Origin of the sequence: Kluyvera genomosp. 3 (genome assembly GCF_011765685.1) — a bacterium.
GTDB lineage: Bacteria > Pseudomonadota > Gammaproteobacteria > Enterobacterales > Enterobacteriaceae > Kluyvera > Kluyvera georgiana_A.
The window spans coordinates 1,264,276-1,279,999 of sequence record NZ_CP050321.1 but is presented as its reverse complement, the minus strand read 5'-3'; the positions used below and the strand labels follow the sequence as shown (position 1 = coordinate 1,279,999).

Here is a 15,724-nt window from a genome sequence, read left to right as displayed (position 1 = left end):
CTTTGTTTTTAAAACAATAAGATAGCTGGATTCTCCCGCCCTTCTGCTGCTACCTTTTGCCGGTCATGAGGTCTCATCTACGCGGTTCAACGTTGGAGAAAATAATGAAAAGAGCCGTTAATGCCCTACAAAATTTTGGTAAATCCCTCTACGGCCCGGTCCTGATTCTGCCGATTGTCGGGCTGTTTATCGCCTTCGGCAACGTGCTGGGCAACGGCAGTCTTGCAGAGTACGTCCCTTTTCTGGGCTACTCTGCGGTCCAGCATCTGGGGCAGCTGATCGCCAAATCCGCCGTTTCGCTATTGGTGAATCTGGCGATGATCTTTGCTGTCGGTATTCCCATCGGCCTCGCCGCTCGCGATAAAGGCTATGCCGCACTGCTGGGGCTGGTGACGTTTATTGTGTTTATCAACGCCATGAACTTCACGCTGCAATGGCAGGGCGAACTGGCCCCGGCTGACCAGATGCGCACCGCCGGGCAAAGTATGGTGCTGGGCGTACAGGTACTGGAGATGGGCGTTTTCGCCGGGATCCTCACTGGCGCGCTCACCGGCTATCTCTACAACCGTTACTCCGGCGTGCAGTTCTCCGGGGCGATGGCTATCTACTCCGGTCACTGTTTTGTCACCATCATCATTCTGCCGGTGGCGATTATCCTTGGCGTGGTGATGAGCGAACTCTGGCCATGGGCGCAGCACGGTATCAGCGCGCTGGCGCTGGCGATTAAAGGCTCCGGCCCGTTCGGGGTGGCTATTTACGGTTTCCTCGAACGTATTCTGGTGCCAACCGGTCTGCACCACCTGGTCTATACCCCATTTTTGTATACCGAACTGGGCGGTTCGCACGAGGTCTGCGGCAACCTGTACCAGGGCGCGCGCAACATCTACTTCGCTGAAATGGCCTGCCCTGACGTCAAACAGTTGAGCAGTACCGTGGTGTGGGACGCACGCGGCATCAGCAAAATGTTCGGCTTACCAGCCGCCGCGCTGGCGATGTATGTCACCGCGAAACCGGAACGTAAAGCCGCGGCGAAAGCCATTCTCATTCCAGCGGCGCTGACATCGCTGCTGGTCGGCGTGACCGAGCCGATTGAGTTTTCCTTCCTGTTCGTCGCGCCGCTACTGTTCGTGGTGCACGCCGTGCTGACCGGCATCGGCATGATGCTGTTCTCGCTGTTCGGCGTCCACGCCATCGGGGCCAACGGCATTATTGATTTCATTCTCTACAACTTGCCGCTAGGGACGGAAAAATCCAACTGGCCGATGTACATCGTGGTCGGGCTGATTATGTTCGCGCTCTACTTCGTCATCTTCCGCTTCCTGATCCTGCGCTTCAACATGAAAACGCCGGGCCGCGAAGAGGATGACCAGCAAACGAAGCTCTACAGCAAGCAGGAGTATCAGGCGAAGGGCAATAACGATGGTCTGGGCACCAGCATCATCGAGGGATTAGGCGGGCGCGACAACATTGAGGTGGTGGATAACTGCTACACCCGGCTGCGCGTCACCGTGAAGGACATCGCACGAATTAACGAGCCACAGCTCAAGGCAACCGGTGCGAAAGGCATTATTAAACAAGGTAATAACGTTCAGGTGGTCTACGGGCTGCACGTCAAAAAAATGCGAGAAGCCGTTGAGATGTTTCTCTGAAGGAGGCTATAACATGTTGAAATCCCCATTTATTCTGGCTATCGCCGGCGGTGGCAGCACCTACACGCCGGGCATTGTCAAAAGCCTGATGGTACGCCTGAGCGACTTCCCGCTGGCGGAAATTCGCCTCTATGATATCGATGAAGCGCGGCAAAACACCATCGCCCCGGTGGTGGAAAAGGTGATTCGCGACCATAGCCAGAGCATCAAATTTACCGTGACCACCTGCCCGGAAACGGCGTTTAGCGGCGCGCACTTCGTCTTTGCCCAGATGCGTGTCGGCCAGTACAAAATGCGCGAGCAGGATGAAAAAATTCCCCTACGCCACGGCGTGGTCGGCCAGGAGACCTGCGGCCCTGGCGGACTGGCCTACGGCCTGCGCACCATTCTGCCGATGGTAGAGCTGATTGATCTCGTTGAGCGCTATGCCGATCCCAAAGCGTGGATCGTCAACTATTCCAACCCGGCGGCGATTGTGGCCGAAGGCATTCGCCGTCTGCGTCCACAGGCGCGAGTGTTGAACATCTGCGATATGCCGGTGGCAGCCATGCGCAATATGGGGGCGATTCTCGGCGTCGACCGCCACAAGCTCGATGTGGATTACTTTGGTCTCAACCACTTTGGCTGGTTTACCCAGGTTCGGGTCGATGGCGAAGACAAACTGCCTGAGTTACGTCGCCACGTGGCGAAATTCGGCCTGCTGACCGAAGACGCCGCGCAAACGGACCCGCAGCATGCCGATCCGTCATGGGTGAAAACCTGGCGCAATATCAAACCAATTATGGATTGCTTCCCGGAATATCTGCCGAACCCGTATCTGCAGTATTACCTGATGCCTAACCAAATCGTCGAGCATCAGAACCCGGACTACACGCGCGCCAACGAAGTGATGGACGGGCGAGAGAAGAAGCTGTTTGCAGCAGCCGTAGAGTATCAGCAAACCGGTATTTTGCCGGATGCTTTTCACGTTGGCGTGCACGGTGAGTTTATCGTTGAAGTGGCCCGTTCTCTGGCCTTTGATTTACGCCAGCGCCATTTAGTGATCGTCGAAAACCAGGGCGCCATCGCCAATCTGCCGGACGATGCGATGGTAGAAGTCCCGGCCTACATTACCGCCAATGGCCCGGAGCCGGTGCGGATGGGCAATGTGCCGCTGTTCCACCAGACACTGTTGATGCAGCAACTGGCCTCGGAGCAGCTGTTGGTTGAAGCCACGCTTGAGGGCAGCTATGAAAAAGCGTTGCAGGCCTTTACCCTCAACCGCACCGTGCCGACAATGGAACACGCGCGCGCCATTCTTGACGAGATGATTGTCGCCAACCGGGATTACTGGCCGCAGCTGCAACATGCCTGGCAAAATGGTGAGGCAACGCGCTAATAAACCGCGGGTCGCTTGTCGGTGTGAGCAAAAACACCGACAATCTCTCTATGATTCATCAATGGAGGGTACCATGACCACTTCGTTTTTTGTTGCCGCCGACTGGCTGGCTGAGCACGTTGATGACCCGGAAGTACAAATTATCGACGCCCGTATGGCGCCGCCGGGACAAGAACATCGCGATCTGCACGCGGAATACCGCGCCGGGCATCTGCCGGGCGCGGTCTTTTTTGATATTGAAGCCCTCTCCGACCACACCTCGCCGCTGCCGCATATGATGCCGCGCCCGGAAGCATTCGCCGTCGCCATGCGCGAGCTGGGCGTCAGCCGCGATAAACACCTGGTGATTTACGACGAAGGCAACCTGTTCTCCGCACCGCGCGCGTGGTGGATGCTGCGTACCTTTGGCGCAGAGCGGGTCTCTATTCTGGCCGGGGGGCTGGCCGGCTGGCAGCGCGACGATCTGCTGCTCGAGCAGGGAGACGTACAAAGCGCTGAGGGCGAGTTTGAGTCTACATTCCATGCCGAAGCAGTCAAACGACTAACCGACGTGCTGTTGGCCAGCCATGAAGGCTCCGCGCAAATCGTCGACGCCCGTCCGGCGCCGCGCTTCAATGCCCAGGTTGATGAACCACGTCCTGGACTGCGTCGTGGGCACATTCCCGGCGCGCGCAACGTGCCCTGGGGCGATCTGGTGGTGGACGGTGAGCTAAGAACCACCGACCAGCTCGAAGCTATCTTTGCTCGTCAGGGTGTCGACTTACATCAGCCGATTATCGTGAGCTGCGGTTCCGGTGTGACGGCGGCGGTGGTCGCACTGGCGCTGGCCACGCTTGAGGCCGACGACGTAACCCTGTACGACGGGTCCTGGAGTGAATGGGGTGCCCGCGCCGACCTGCCGATAGAGCCTGCGCAGTAATGGATAATCGCCTGGCAACGCTGCTGACGCGCGGAGCGTCCTTAACCCGCGCGGAGTATCGGGTGCTGGCGCATTTGACAGAGCATCCGCTGCTGGTAGGCAAGATCACCGTCCGTCAGCTAGCGCAGGCGACATTTGTCTCCACGGCAACCATTATGCGGCTATGTCAAAAGCTGGGCTTTAGCGGCTACAGCGAGTTTATCTGGCACTGTAAAAGCCTGCTGGCGGAAACGCCGCATATTGCGGCGCATCGCACTGAGTCCTGCGCGGAATTTCCCGAACTGTTCAACCGCTTTATCGCCAACTACCAGCAGTCTTTTCAGTGGGCAACGGCGGACAAGCGGCAGCAGTTTACCCGCCTGCTGCGCGAGCAGGAGAGCTTCTTTCTCTATGGCGCAGGATTTTCTTATCTCTTTGCCGAGTACCTGACGAAAAAGCTGCAGGTGCTTGGCAAAACGGCCTTTATTTCCGGCCCGGGCGATAGCCGGAACATCTTTCTCAGTAACGCCGCGCGCTACCAGGTGTTTATCGCGGTGTCGCGCAGCGGCGAAACCGAGCAGGTGCTGGATAAAGCGCGTATCGCCCGCAACGTGGGCATGACGGTCGTCGCCTTCACCCGCGCCTCCGCCAATACCCTGGCGGGACTGGCGGATCTGCATTTTGCACTGTATGACGAAGCCGCGCATTTTGCCGCCGAAGCGGCGGATATCACGTCATTTGAGTCCAATCTGGTACTGTTGATGGATTTACTGCTGCTGGAGGCGACGGGGTAAATTTCCCCGCTCGTCGGATATTTCACGTTTTTCAGCCACAAAAAAACCGCCTGTAACAGCGGTTATTTTGTGCTGGTCCGGTTCGCGGCCTTTCCAGCAAGCTACATTGCTAAAGCAATGCAGGCACACCATAGTGTGCATCATAGTGGCTTTAAAATCGGACAAAGTCAAGGTAGTAACAAGAGTGACTATTTGGCTGTTGATGTATAATCCATCCCGGCCCTTTCCGCCGTCTCGCAAACGGGCGCTGGCTTCGGGAAAGGATGTCCCATGGCCGTAAATGCAGGCACACCATAGCGCTTGCTATCGCAACATTATCGCCAGCGGTGCTGCTGTGATGCGGTCTTCGCATGGACCGCGCAATGAACAGACGATACTTCTGTATCGTGCTGATTGTTACTGCCGTCTTGTTTCTTCGCACCGACAGCGAACGGAGTCACTCCGTCAGCGCTGTTAGCGTGATAAGCAACGCGCAGGGCAAGTAAGCCAGGATGCCGCCCTTCGGGGCGGCTTTCCTCGGGTCAGATAATCCGGTTCTGCTTAAAATCGCGCAGGAAGCTGCCCCAACGTTTTTCATAGAACGGCGTGATGTGCGCCAGCATAAAGTGGCTGATCCCCGGCTCGCCTTCCACCACCTGGCAGATATCAATCGGCTCATCACCTGGCAGGGTGTCGGTGGCGACGCTGCCCGCGGCGTGGATAATCTCTTCGATATCCCCTTCCGCTTCAATGCCGATCAGCAGGTTTGGCTGCTCGTCCGCATGCTCTTTAATCGAGCACAGGAACGCGCGTTTGACCGTTTTCAGGGTTTTGAACAGCGTGGTGAGCGATTCCACCATCTGTGCCGGTGGCTCCGCCACTTCAGAAAGCAACAGCGCGCTACCGCCTTCCAGCACTTCCTGCGTACTGAGCGGGTTACCCTCTTCACCAATCAGGTGGCTGATTTCACGCGGGGTGAACTCTTTGCCGGTCGGCAGTTTGGCGTTGAGGAACAGCGTCTCGCCGAGGGTCATTTCAAACAGCGAGCGTACTGGCATGACGACGAACGACTGCTCGATGGTTACCGCCTGTTTCAGGGCTTCCAGTGAGGTGAAGAACGGGATAACGGAGGTGCCGTCATCTTTTTCCCAGTGCTGTAGCTCTAAGGCGCTGTCGTCGACAACCTGCTGGTCATCGGCGGCGGCGCCGGGTACCCAGACGGTAGACTCCAGCAGGGTGCGGAAAAAGGCCGGGCGATGAGCAGGTTCCGTCGCCGCTTGTTCCAGCAGCGTTTCGAGTTCGTTTTTGGTTTCGGACATAGTGGTTCCAGAAGGTATGGGTATCTTCCCCTCACCCCGGCCCTCTCCCCAAAGGGGCGAGGGAGAAAACCGAACTGTCCCCTCTCCCCTTTGGGGAGAGGGTTAGGGTGAGGGGAACAAATTACTCGGCAGTCAACAGGTTAGCAATCGTCCGCACGCCCAGCCCGGTCGCGCCCGCCGACCACTGCTCAACGGCAGCTTTACGGTAGGTCGCGGAGCAGTCGATGTGCAGCCAACCTTCATGATAGTTTTCCACGAAGTGGGACAGGAAGCCCGCCGCCGTGCTCGCGCCCGCCGGGTAGGCCGCGCTGCCGGTGTTGTTCAGTTCAGCAAAGTTAGATGGCAGCTGGTGACGATGGAACTCAGCCAGCGGCAGACGCCAGAAGGCTTCATTTTCCGCACTCGCACTCGCCAGCAGGCGGTTAGCCAGCTTATCATCAAAGCTGAACAGCGCGTGGTAATCATTACCCAGCGCGGTTTTTGCCGCCCCGGTCAGGGTCGCCGCATCAATGATCAGTTCAGGTTTCTGCGCGCTGGCGTCAATCAGGCCATCGGCCAGCACCAGACGCCCTTCCGCATCGGTGTTCATCACTTCCACATTTTTACCGTTACGGTAGTGGATGATATCGCCCAGCTTGAATGCATTGCCGCTGATCAGGTTGTCCGCACAGCACAGGTACAGTTTTACGCGCTTGTTCAGACCACGGGTGATCGCCAACGCCAGCGCGCCGGTCACGGTCGCCGCGCCGCCCATGTCGGACTTCATGGAGTCCATGAATGCGCTCTGTTTGATGCTGTAGCCGCCGGAGTCGAAGGTAATACCTTTACCGACCAGGCAGGCGTAAACCGGCGCGTCTTTATCGCCCGTTGGGTTGTAATCCAGCGCCAGCAGAACCGGCGGACGTTCAGAACCACGGCCTACGGTATGCAGGCCAGCGTAGCCCTGCTCGCGCAGATCTTCACCTTTGGTGATGCGATAAGAGACGTTGTCGCACGCCACACCGCACAGCAGATCTACCGCACGCTGCGCCAGTTGCTCCGGGCCTAACTCTTCCGCCGGGGCGTTGATGGTATCGCGCACCCAGTCGATGTAGGTCAGACGGTTATCCAGCTCCTGCCGTTGCGCATCGTCAAGCTCAGGCCATGCAACCTGACGGGTGCCTTTCGGCCCTTTGTAACCCGCCCAGAAAGCCCAGGCACGCTCAACATCCCAGCCCTCGCCCGCCAGAGCGACATGCTTGATGCCCATGCCGTCGATTTTACGCGCCGCGCGCTGGATAAGACCCGCATCGTCACGGCCGGTCAGGTGCAGGGTAATCCCTTCATCATTAATGCTATAGGCCGCTTTGTCACCCCAGCGCGCATCGGCTGGCTGGGTAGACAGGGTAATTTTCATCGCTTCTGTCATTTTATTTATCCTTATTAGCAAACGGGCCGCCGAAGGGCAGCCCGTTAGATCTTTTGCTAAATGATTCGCGTTGCAGGAAGGCGGCAAGTGAGCGAATCCCCGGGAGCATAGATAACTATGTGACTGGGGTGAGCGAACGTAGCCAACGCACCTGCGGCGCGAATCATGACGCAAAAATTATTCTGCTTCATCCAACCAGACTAGCAGAATTGCCTCAAGAATTTTTTCATTTGATGCCTGAGGATCGTCATCAAAGTCTTCGAGGTCGCAAATCCACTGGTGCATGTCGGTGAAACGTACCGTTTTCGGATCGGTATCCGGGAAGGTATCGTAAAGCGCTTCACCGATTTCACGGCTATCAGTCCACTTCAGTCCCATACTATCCTCTTAGTGCTCGCGCGCGTGGTTAATTGTGTAACGCGGAATTTCGACCACCAGGTCTTCATCCGTGACGCGGGCCTGGCAGCTCAGGCGGCTATCCGGTTCCAGCCCCCAGGCTTTGTCCAGCATATCGTCTTCGTCTTCGGTGCTTTCTGGCAGCGAGTCGAAACCTTCACGCACGATGCAGTGGCAGGTGGTGCAGGCACAGGATTTTTCACAGGCGTGTTCAATCTCGATACCGCTACGCAGCGCGGCATCCAGAATGGTTTCACCGGTCTCAGCTTCCACAACTACGCCATCCGGGCACAGGTCCTGGTGGGGCAGAAAAACAATCTTTGGCATATTAAACCTCGTCCACGGATTGGCCTTTCAGCGCGACACGAACGGATTGGTCCATGCGGCGAGCGGCAAATTCCTGGGTTTGTTTGTCAACGTTTTTAATGGCTTGTTCGATGGCGTCAGTGTCATTGCCCTCAGCTACCGCGCTCAACGCCGCAGCGGCCTCGTCAATTTCCTGACGCTCTGCGGCACTTAACAGCGCGGCATCGGCGGCAAGCGCGCTGTGCAGGCTTTCCAGCACGCGCGCCGCTTCCACTTTCTGCTCGGCCAGCATACGCGCTTTCACGTCCTGCTCGGCATAGCTCATGGAATCCTGAATCATGGTGGCGATTTCACCGTCGGTCAGACCGTAGGACGGTTTCACCTGGATAGACGATTCCACGCCGGTGGATTTTTCCATCGCCGTGACGCTCAGCAGACCGTCAGCATCTACCTGGAAGGTGACGCGAATATGCGCACCGCCCGCCGGGAGAGCCGGAATACCGCGCAGCGCGAAGCGCGCCAGCGAACGGCAGTCCTGCACCAGTTCGCGTTCGCCCTGCATCACGTGGATGGACATCGCGGTCTGGCCGTCTTTAAAGGTGGTGAATTCCTGCGCGCGGGCCACCGGGATGGTGGTGTTACGCGGGATAACCTTCTCTACCAGGCCGCCCATGGTTTCGAGGCCGAGGGAGAGCGGGATCACGTCGAGCAGCAGCATTTCGCTGTCCGGCTTGTTGCCGACCAGAATATCGGCCTGCACGGCGGCGCCAATCGCCACCACTTTATCCGGGTCGATGGAGGTCAGCGGCGTACGGCCAAAGAATTCGCCCACGCGCTCGCGCACCAGCGGTACGCGGGTCGAACCGCCCACCATCACCACTTCCAGCACCTCTTCGGCTTCCACGCCCGCATCTTTCAGCGCACGGCGGCAGGCCAGCAGGGTGCGCTTCACCAGCGCGGAAATCAGATCGTTAAACTGTTCGCGGGTCACTTCGCCTTTCCAGCCAGCCACCTCAACGGTGACGCTGTCGGCATCGCTCAGGGCGATTTTGGCAGCGATGGCGGCATCAAGCAGCTCACGCTGTACGCGGTTATCGCTGCGATCGGCAATGCCTGCCTGTTCGCGAATGTAATCTGCCAGCAGGTGGTCGAAATCGTCACCGCCCAGCGCGGAGTCGCCGCCGGTGGCCAGCACTTCAAACACACCGCGGCTGAGGCGCAGAATCGAGATATCGAAGGTACCGCCGCCCAGATCGTAGACGGCAATCACCCCTTCCTGACCGGAATCGAGGCCGTAGGCAATCGCCGCGGCGGTCGGTTCGTTGAGCAGGCGCAGCACGTGCAGGCCAGCCAGACGCGCGGCGTCTTTGGTGCCCTGACGCTGTGCATCGTCAAAGTAAGCGGGAACGGTAATCACCACGCCGTCGAGTTCGCCATCAAGCGTTTCGGTGGCGCGCGCCGCCAGCGCTTTGAGGATATCAGCCGAGACGCGGATCGGGTTGAGTACACCGGCGTTGGTTACCAGCATTGGCAGGCCGTTTTCACTGGACTGGAACTGGTAAGGCAAGTGCGGGTAACGCGTCTGGATATCCGCCAGCGAGCGGCCCATCATGCGTTTTACGGAGCTAATGGTGTTGGCCGGGTCCAGCGCGGCGTTGGTACGCGCATCATAGCCGACCACGTGGCCCTGCGCCTGATAGTGCACAACAGAAGGCAGCAGGTGACGCCCCTGATTGTCGGCCAGCGTTTCCGCCTGACCGCTACGCACGGTAGCAACCAGGGAATTGGTGGTGCCTAAGTCAATGCCAACCGCCAGACGACGCTGGTGCGGCGCGGCGCTCAGACCCGGCTCACTAATTTGTAATAAGGCCATGTTAAGCTTCCAGAATCAGAAATCGAGCAGCTTTTCTTCGAGTAATTCAGCGCTGCTTTGGAGTTTATCGAGAAAACGCAGTTTACGTACGGTATCCGCCGCCGCGTCCCACGTTTGCGAATCAAGTTCCGCCACCATCTGTTGCTGACGCTGGCTGTACATCGCTTTGATGCGCTTAAGCAGCGCTTCCAGACGGTCAGCGTCTTTCGCCTGTTCAATCTCGTCCAGCTCTTCACGCAGCTCCAGCTGTTCCATCAGGAACGCGGTATCGCGTACGGTATGCTGTTCGGAGGCCAGATCGAAGCCGTGCAGGGAGAGCAGATATTCGGCGCGCGTCAACGGGTGACGCAGCGTTTGCCATGCCTGGTTGATATTCGCGGATCGCTGGACCGCCGCGAGCTGTTCAGCTTCGCTGGCGCTGGCAAAACGGTCGGGGTGATTCTGACGCTGCAGGTCCTGGAAGCGTGCCGCGAGGGCCTGAGTGTCTACGTGATAACCGGCTGGCAATCCAAAGAGAGTGAAGTAATCCATGACGTTCTCAGGGTTAACTATTTAAAACAAACCCCACGCACAGCAGTGGCGCTATGGTGGGGTTGGCAGGACACAAAATCAGACGTTAAAGCTTTCGCCGCAACCACACTCGTCTTTCACGTTCGGGTTAGTAAATTTAAACCCTTCGTTGAGACCTTCTTTGACGAAGTCGAGCTGCGTGCCATCAAGAAATTGCAGGCTCTTACCGTCGATGACCACCTTCACGCCCTTGTCTTCGAAAACGGTGTCTTCTGCCGCCGGCTCGTCAACAAATTCCAGTACATAGGCCATACCTGAACAGCCGGACGTTCTGACGCCCAGACGCAGACCAAACCCTTTACCGCGGTTTGCCAGGAAGGTATTGACTCGCGCTGCTGCACTGTCGCTTAAGGTAATCGACATAAAAACCTCAACTCTTCTTAATTATTTTGCTTCACGTTTGCTTTTGTAATCCGCAATAGCGGCTTTAATCGCGTCTTCTGCCAGGATAGAACAGTGAATTTTCACCGGCGGCAGCTCAAGCTCGTCGGCGATATCGGTATTTTTAATCGCCTGTGCTTCGTCCAGGGATTTCCCTTTGACCCACTCGGTGACGAGGGAGCTGGAAGCAATGGCGGAACCGCAGCCGTAGGTCTTGAAACGCGCGTCTTCAATGATACCTTCATTGTTGACTTTAATCTGCAACTTCATCACATCGCCGCAAGCCGGCGCACCGACCATACCGCTGCCGACGCTTTCGTCGCTGTTGTCGAAGGAACCTACGTTACGTGGGTTCTCGTAATGATCGATTACTTTTTCGCTGTAAGCCATGATGAATTCTCCTTATCGGTACCGATTAATGATGTGACCATTCAATGCTGTTCAGATCCACGCCCTGCTTGAACATTTCCCACAGCGGAGAAAGGTCGCGCAAACGGCCAATGGAGTTGCGAACCAGATTGATGGTGTAGTCAATCTCTTCTTCGGTAGTGAAACGACCTAAAGAGAAACGAATGGAGCTATGCGCCAGCTCATCGGTCATGCCCAGTGCGCGCAGCACGTAGGATGGCTCAAGGCTTGCGGAAGTACATGCGGAACCGGAGGAAACCGCCAGGTCTTTCAGCGCCATAATCAGCGATTCGCCTTCAACGTAGTTAAAGCTCACGTTGAGGATGTTCGGTGCGCCCTGCTCAAGGTCACCGTTCAGGTAAACCTCTTCCATATCCTTCACGCCGTTCCACAGACGGTTACGCAGACCGCGCAGACGGGCCATTTCGGTCTCCATCTCTTCTTTCGCGATACGGTAAGCTTCGCCCATGCCGACGATCTGGTGAACAGGCAGGGTGCCGGAACGCATGCCGCGCTCGTGACCGCCGCCGTGCATCTGCGCTTCGATACGGATACGCGGTTTACGACGCACGTACAGCGCGCCGATACCTTTCGGACCGTAGATTTTGTGACCGGAGAAGGACATCAGGTCAACTTTCAGCTGGCTCAGGTCGATAGGCAGTTTGCCCACGCTCTGGGTGGCGTCAACGTGATAGATGATGCCGCGCGCACGGCACATTTCGCCGATAGTCGCGATATCCTGCACCACGCCGATTTCGTTGTTCACGTGCATGATGGAGACGAGGATGGTGTCGTCACGCATCGCCGCTTCGAGCTCTTTGAGATCGATAATGCCGTTGCGCTGCGGTGCCAGGTAAGTGATTTCGAAACCTTCACGCTCGAGCTGACGACAGGTGTCCAGCACGGCTTTGTGTTCGGTTTTACTGGTGATGATGTGCTTGCCTTTTTTCTGATAAAAGTTGGCTGCACCTTTAATCGCCAGGTTGTCAGATTCTGTCGCGCCGGAAGTAAAGACGATCTCACGCGGGTCGGCGCCCACGAGGTCGGCAATCTGGTTACGGGCGATATCTACCGCCTCTTCAGCCTGCCAGCCGAAACGGTGTGAACGAGAAGCCGGGTTACCAAAGGTCCCGTCCAGGGTCAGAAACTGCATCATTTTCTCGGCAACACGCGGGTCCACCGGCGTGGTTGCGGAGTAGTCGAGATAAATCGGTAATTTCATTGCTCTTTAACTCCGTACATCACTCAATGCAAGGAGTCAGGCAACCGGCTGGATGTACGACCGCGTTGACGGGAGAGTGTCCCGGCCTGACTCTGAAATCTCATTGTTATCTATAACTCGCTCTGCGCAGTACCCAGCAGAGCGGTTGGATTATGCGCGTAACTTAACGTCGATTGCGTCTTGTACGCGAGTCGTGCGGGAGGTGTCGTGCGAGTGCTGACGGCCGGACACGTCCAGAACTTCCTGGTTGTTTACCAGTTCACCAAGGGTGATGTTGTTCAGGAAACCGGTCAGACGGTCGCTCAGATCGCGCCACAGAGCGTGGGTCAAACATTTATCGCCGCCCTGGCAGCCACCTTTCCCCTGGCAGCGGGTCGCGTCAACGGACTCGTCCACTGCGCTGATCACTTCGCCAACGGCGATATGGTTTGCTTCTTTACCCAGCAGATAACCGCCGCCTGGACCACGTACGCTGGACACTAAGCCATTTTTACGCAGACGGGAGAACAGCTGCTCCAGATAGGAGAGTGAAATTCCCTGACGTTCAGAAATATCAGCCAACGGCACCGGGCCCGCTTCGGAGTTGAGTGCAACGTCCAGCATCGCGGTTACGGCATAACGCCCTTTAGATGTCAGTCTCATGTCTTACTTAACCTCAAACTCGCCCCTGCCCGGGGTTTTTAATAATATTGTGGGTATTGCATAGCAGGAGCAAGTCTGACATTCCCGACTAAATCAGTCAACTATTTACTTGAGTGATTTAGTCAGGTATTTGACGTTCCGTGCGGTATTGATCTGCCGGATGGCGCTTCGCTCATCCGGCATTTACGCGATTACTTGCCTTTGTTCTGCTGCTCAATAGAGGCCAGAATCCCACGCAGGATGTTCAGCTCCTGGCTTTCCGGACGCGCGCGGGTGAACAGACGACGCAGCTTGTTCATCACCTGCCCCGGATGGTTTTCACGAATGAAGCCCGTGGAGAGCAGGGTCTGCTCCAGGTGACCGTAGAAACGTTCGAGATCGTCCACCAGCGGGTACGGTGTTTCTTCGTGTTCCACCTTCGGTTCAGCGCTTTCCTGCGCCGCCAGCCAGGCCATACGCACTTCATAAGAAATGACCTGTACCGCCATCGCCAGGTTTAGCGAGCTGTATTCCGGGTTAGCGGCAATCGCCACGTGATAATGACATTTCTGCAGTTCGTCGTTAGTCAGACCCACACGCTCACGACCAAACACCAGCGCGACCGGCGCGTGTTCAGCTTCAGCGACGCTTTTCAGGCCGCATTCACGCGGGTCAAGCATCGGCCACGGCAGAGTGCGGGAGCGCGCGCTGGTGCCGACCACCAGGCTGCAACCGGCCAGCGCTTCGTCGAGTGTGTCGACGATCTGCGCGCTGCCAATGACATCGCTGGCGCCTGCCGCCAGGGCGATGGCCTGGGAGTCTGGTTTCACCAGCGGGTTAACCAGCCACAGGTTCGTTAAACCCATGGTTTTCATAGCGCGGGCAACGGAGCCCATGTTGCCGGTATGGGAGGTTTCGACCAGCACGATTCGGATATTTTGCAGCATTGTCATTCTTCGTCTAAAGATTATTCGGCCATATTACCATAAAGCTGAGACAGAATCCGAATTCGCTGCTATGATATGCGCCGTTTTCCCGTTCTTTAACATCCAGTGAGAGTAACCTGATGCATCCGATGCTGAACATCGCCGTGCGCGCAGCGCGCAAGGCGGGTAACCTGATTGCCAAAAACTACGAAACGCCAGAAGCTGTTGAAGCGAGCCAGAAAGGCAGCAACGATTTCGTGACCAACGTTGATAAAGCAGCCGAAGCGGTAATTATCGACACCATTCGCAAATCTTACCCGCAACACACCATCATCACCGAAGAAAGCGGTGAACACGTTGGCGAAGATCTGGATGTACAATGGGTTATCGATCCGCTGGATGGCACCACCAACTTCATCAAACGTCTGCCACACTTCTCTGTTTCCATTGCCGTACGCATTAAAGGCCGTACTGAAGTGGCTGTCGTTTACGATCCGATGCGCAACGAACTGTTCACCGCCACTCGCGGCCAGGGCGCACAGCTCAACGGTTACCGTCTGCGCGGCAGCACTGCCCGCGATCTGGATGGCACCATTATCGCCACCGGTTTCCCGTTCAAAGCCAAGCAGCACGCGACCGCTTACATGAACATCCTCGGCAAAATGTTTACCGAGTGCGCGGACTTCCGCCGTTCCGGTTCCGCCGCGCTGGATCTGGCCTACCTGGCCGCTGCGCGCGTTGACGGTTACTTCGAAATCGGCCTGAAGCCGTGGGACTTCGCCGCGGGCGAGCTGATCGCACGTGAAGCGGGCGCGCTGGTTTGCGATTTCGTTGGCGGTCACAACTACATGATGACCGGTAACATCGTTGCCGGTAACCCACGCGTGGTGAAAGCCATGCTGGCGAACATGCGCGACGAACTGAGCGAAGCGCTGAAGCGCTAAGTTCATACCGCGTGTCATTAAGAAGCCCGTTCGCGGGCTTCTTTTTTATCCCCTTCCCCAGAATTATCTCTATTCCCGTTGTCGCCAAATCCGTCGTCTATACTTAGCCTTTTGTTAGCCAAAAGGAGAACGAGCATGACAATTCACAAGCACGGTTCCGCACACTGGTCAGGTGATATCAAACACGGAAAAGGGACGGTTTCTACCGAAAGTGGCGTTCTTAACCAGCAGCCTTATGGCTTTAATACCCGTTTTGAAGGCGCTAAAGGAACCAACCCGGAAGAACTGATTGGCGCGGCTCACGCGGCCTGTTTTTCGATGGCGTTATCATTGATGCTGGGCGAAGCAGGCTATACCGCAGATTCTATTGATACCACGGCGGACGTGTCGCTGGATAAAACCGACGGTGGCTTTGCCATTACCAAAATCGCGCTGCAAAGTAAGGTGGCGGTCCCTGGTATTGACGCGCAACAGTTCGATGGCATTATCCAGAAAGCGAAAGCCGGTTGCCCGGTATCACAGCTGCTAAAAGCGGAAATTACGCTGGATTATACATTGAACTAACGCGAAACCGCTGATTCTGGCGCCTCTGATAAAAGAGGCGCAGATGAGGTATGCCACAGAAGAACTGCCCTCAATGCCCTGTTTTCGG

General features: G+C 56.8%; 18 protein-coding genes. 7 read left to right on the top strand and 11 right to left on the bottom strand.

Translation table 11 applies throughout. From position 1 onward, the window contains the following. Positions 1–104 precede the first annotated feature (104 nt). The 5 genes from GY169_RS06060 to timP all read left to right on the top strand — a co-directional run bounded on the left by GY169_RS06060 (position 105) and on the right by timP (position 5,204). The gene (locus tag GY169_RS06060) at positions 105–1,649 is read left to right on the top strand and encodes a PTS transporter subunit EIIC (RefSeq protein ID WP_167575240.1); all 1,545 of its coding nucleotides are present in this window, start codon (positions 105–107) and stop codon (positions 1,647–1,649) included. Between the two features lie 13 nt (positions 1,650–1,662). After that, positions 1,663–3,027, top strand: a complete 1,365-nt coding sequence (locus GY169_RS06055; RefSeq protein WP_167575239.1) for a 6-phospho-alpha-glucosidase — start codon at positions 1,663–1,665, stop codon at positions 3,025–3,027. Positions 3,028–3,100: 73 nt separating this feature from the next. Continuing rightward, the gene (gene sseA, locus GY169_RS06050) at positions 3,101–3,946 is read left to right on the top strand and encodes a 3-mercaptopyruvate sulfurtransferase (RefSeq protein ID WP_167575238.1); all 846 of its coding nucleotides are present in this window, start codon (positions 3,101–3,103) and stop codon (positions 3,944–3,946) included. Then, entirely contained in the window at positions 3,946–4,719 is a 774-nt protein-coding gene (locus GY169_RS06045) for a MurR/RpiR family transcriptional regulator (protein WP_163448280.1), read from the top strand. Before sseA ends, GY169_RS06045 begins: the two co-directional genes overlap by 1 nt. Positions 4,720–5,069: 350 nt before the next feature. Beyond that, complete coding sequence (gene timP, locus GY169_RS23600) at positions 5,070–5,204, top strand: small toxic inner membrane protein TimP (protein ID WP_411908108.1); 135 nt, start codon at positions 5,070–5,072, stop codon at positions 5,202–5,204. A gap of 36 nt (positions 5,205–5,240) precedes the next feature. Here the strand turns inward: timP and sseB are convergent, their stop codons facing one another. The 11 genes from sseB to trmJ all read right to left on the bottom strand — a co-directional run bounded on the left by sseB (position 5,241) and on the right by trmJ (position 14,149). After that, entirely contained in the window at positions 5,241–6,017 is a 777-nt protein-coding gene (gene sseB / locus GY169_RS06040; RefSeq protein WP_163448281.1) for an enhanced serine sensitivity protein SseB, read from the bottom strand. A gap of 121 nt (positions 6,018–6,138) precedes the next feature. After that, positions 6,139–7,425, bottom strand: a complete 1,287-nt coding sequence (gene pepB, locus GY169_RS06035; RefSeq protein WP_167575237.1) for an aminopeptidase PepB — start codon at positions 7,423–7,425, stop codon at positions 6,139–6,141. Between the two features lie 177 nt (positions 7,426–7,602). Then, positions 7,603–7,803, bottom strand: coding sequence for a Fe-S cluster assembly protein IscX (gene iscX, locus GY169_RS06030; protein WP_064543522.1), 201 nt, complete (start codon positions 7,801–7,803; stop codon positions 7,603–7,605). A 9-nt stretch (positions 7,804–7,812) separates the two neighbouring features. Beyond that, entirely contained in the window at positions 7,813–8,148 is a 336-nt protein-coding gene (gene fdx, locus GY169_RS06025) for an ISC system 2Fe-2S type ferredoxin (protein WP_015963427.1), read from the bottom strand. Position 8,149: 1 nt separating this feature from the next. Further along, on the bottom strand, positions 8,150–10,000 hold the full coding sequence (hscA, locus tag GY169_RS06020) for a Fe-S protein assembly chaperone HscA (protein WP_163448283.1): 1,851 nt from the start codon (positions 9,998–10,000) through the stop codon (positions 8,150–8,152). A gap of 15 nt (positions 10,001–10,015) precedes the next feature. After that, positions 10,016–10,531 carry a co-chaperone HscB gene (gene hscB, locus GY169_RS06015; RefSeq protein ID WP_064543518.1) on the bottom strand — a complete coding sequence of 172 codons (516 nt, stop codon included), beginning with the start codon at positions 10,529–10,531 and terminating at the stop codon, positions 10,016–10,018. A gap of 78 nt (positions 10,532–10,609) precedes the next feature. Further along, the gene (gene iscA / locus GY169_RS06010; protein WP_004104506.1) at positions 10,610–10,933 is read right to left on the bottom strand and encodes an iron-sulfur cluster assembly protein IscA; all 324 of its coding nucleotides are present in this window, start codon (positions 10,931–10,933) and stop codon (positions 10,610–10,612) included. 21 nt (positions 10,934–10,954) lie between these two features. Continuing rightward, positions 10,955–11,341: a Fe-S cluster assembly scaffold IscU gene (gene iscU / locus GY169_RS06005; protein ID WP_005120408.1), complete on the bottom strand. Its 387-nt coding sequence runs from the start codon at positions 11,339–11,341 to the stop codon at positions 10,955–10,957. A gap of 25 nt (positions 11,342–11,366) precedes the next feature. After that, positions 11,367–12,581 (bottom strand): cysteine desulfurase, encoded by a 1,215-nt coding sequence (gene iscS / locus GY169_RS06000; RefSeq protein ID WP_035891364.1) that lies wholly within the window; start codon positions 12,579–12,581, stop codon positions 11,367–11,369. A gap of 150 nt (positions 12,582–12,731) precedes the next feature. After that, positions 12,732–13,223, bottom strand: coding sequence for a Fe-S cluster assembly transcriptional regulator IscR (iscR, locus tag GY169_RS05995; protein ID WP_064543514.1), 492 nt, complete (start codon positions 13,221–13,223; stop codon positions 12,732–12,734). A gap of 191 nt (positions 13,224–13,414) precedes the next feature. Then, positions 13,415–14,149 carry a tRNA (cytosine(32)/uridine(32)-2'-O)-methyltransferase TrmJ gene (trmJ, locus tag GY169_RS05990; RefSeq protein WP_163448285.1) on the bottom strand — a complete coding sequence of 245 codons (735 nt, stop codon included), beginning with the start codon at positions 14,147–14,149 and terminating at the stop codon, positions 13,415–13,417. 119 nt (positions 14,150–14,268) lie between these two features. Between trmJ and suhB the strand changes: the two genes are divergently transcribed. Both suhB and GY169_RS05980 read left to right on the top strand, forming a co-directional pair. Then, positions 14,269–15,072, top strand: coding sequence for an inositol-1-monophosphatase (gene suhB / locus GY169_RS05985; protein WP_163448286.1), 804 nt, complete (start codon positions 14,269–14,271; stop codon positions 15,070–15,072). 135 nt (positions 15,073–15,207) lie between these two features. After that, positions 15,208–15,636, top strand: coding sequence for an OsmC family protein (locus tag GY169_RS05980; protein WP_163448287.1), 429 nt, complete (start codon positions 15,208–15,210; stop codon positions 15,634–15,636). The last annotated feature ends 88 nt before the right edge of the window (positions 15,637–15,724 follow it).

Excerpts from the sequence above, each read along its gene's own strand:
- sseA (WP_167575238.1), top strand. The coding sequence starts at position 3,101 with ATGACCACTTCGTTTTTTGTTGCCGCCGACTGGCTGGCTGAGCACGTT.
- fdx (WP_015963427.1), bottom strand. The coding sequence starts at position 8,148 with ATGCCAAAGATTGTTTTTCTGCCCCACCAGGACCTGTGCCCGGATGGC.
- iscA (WP_004104506.1), bottom strand. The coding sequence starts at position 10,933 with ATGTCGATTACCTTAAGCGACAGTGCAGCAGCGCGAGTCAATACCTTC.
- GY169_RS06060 (WP_167575240.1), top strand. The coding sequence starts at position 105 with ATGAAAAGAGCCGTTAATGCCCTACAAAATTTTGGTAAATCCCTCTAC.
- sseB (WP_163448281.1), bottom strand. The coding sequence starts at position 6,017 with ATGTCCGAAACCAAAAACGAACTCGAAACGCTGCTGGAACAAGCGGCG.
- GY169_RS06045 (WP_163448280.1), top strand. The coding sequence starts at position 3,946 with ATGGATAATCGCCTGGCAACGCTGCTGACGCGCGGAGCGTCCTTAACC.
- suhB (WP_163448286.1), top strand. The coding sequence starts at position 14,269 with ATGCATCCGATGCTGAACATCGCCGTGCGCGCAGCGCGCAAGGCGGGT.
- iscU (WP_005120408.1), bottom strand. The coding sequence starts at position 11,341 with ATGGCTTACAGCGAAAAAGTAATCGATCATTACGAGAACCCACGTAAC.
- iscX (WP_064543522.1), bottom strand. The coding sequence starts at position 7,803 with ATGGGACTGAAGTGGACTGATAGCCGTGAAATCGGTGAAGCGCTTTAC.
- trmJ (WP_163448285.1), bottom strand. The coding sequence starts at position 14,149 with ATGCTGCAAAATATCCGAATCGTGCTGGTCGAAACCTCCCATACCGGC.
- GY169_RS05980 (WP_163448287.1), top strand. The coding sequence starts at position 15,208 with ATGACAATTCACAAGCACGGTTCCGCACACTGGTCAGGTGATATCAAA.
- iscR (WP_064543514.1), bottom strand. The coding sequence starts at position 13,223 with ATGAGACTGACATCTAAAGGGCGTTATGCCGTAACCGCGATGCTGGAC.
- hscB (WP_064543518.1), bottom strand. The coding sequence starts at position 10,531 with ATGGATTACTTCACTCTCTTTGGATTGCCAGCCGGTTATCACGTAGAC.
- GY169_RS06055 (WP_167575239.1), top strand. The coding sequence starts at position 1,663 with ATGTTGAAATCCCCATTTATTCTGGCTATCGCCGGCGGTGGCAGCACC.
- pepB (WP_167575237.1), bottom strand. The coding sequence starts at position 7,425 with ATGACAGAAGCGATGAAAATTACCCTGTCTACCCAGCCAGCCGATGCG.
- hscA (WP_163448283.1), bottom strand. The coding sequence starts at position 10,000 with ATGGCCTTATTACAAATTAGTGAGCCGGGTCTGAGCGCCGCGCCGCAC.
- timP (WP_411908108.1), top strand. The coding sequence starts at position 5,070 with ATGGACCGCGCAATGAACAGACGATACTTCTGTATCGTGCTGATTGTT.
- iscS (WP_035891364.1), bottom strand. The coding sequence starts at position 12,581 with ATGAAATTACCGATTTATCTCGACTACTCCGCAACCACGCCGGTGGAC.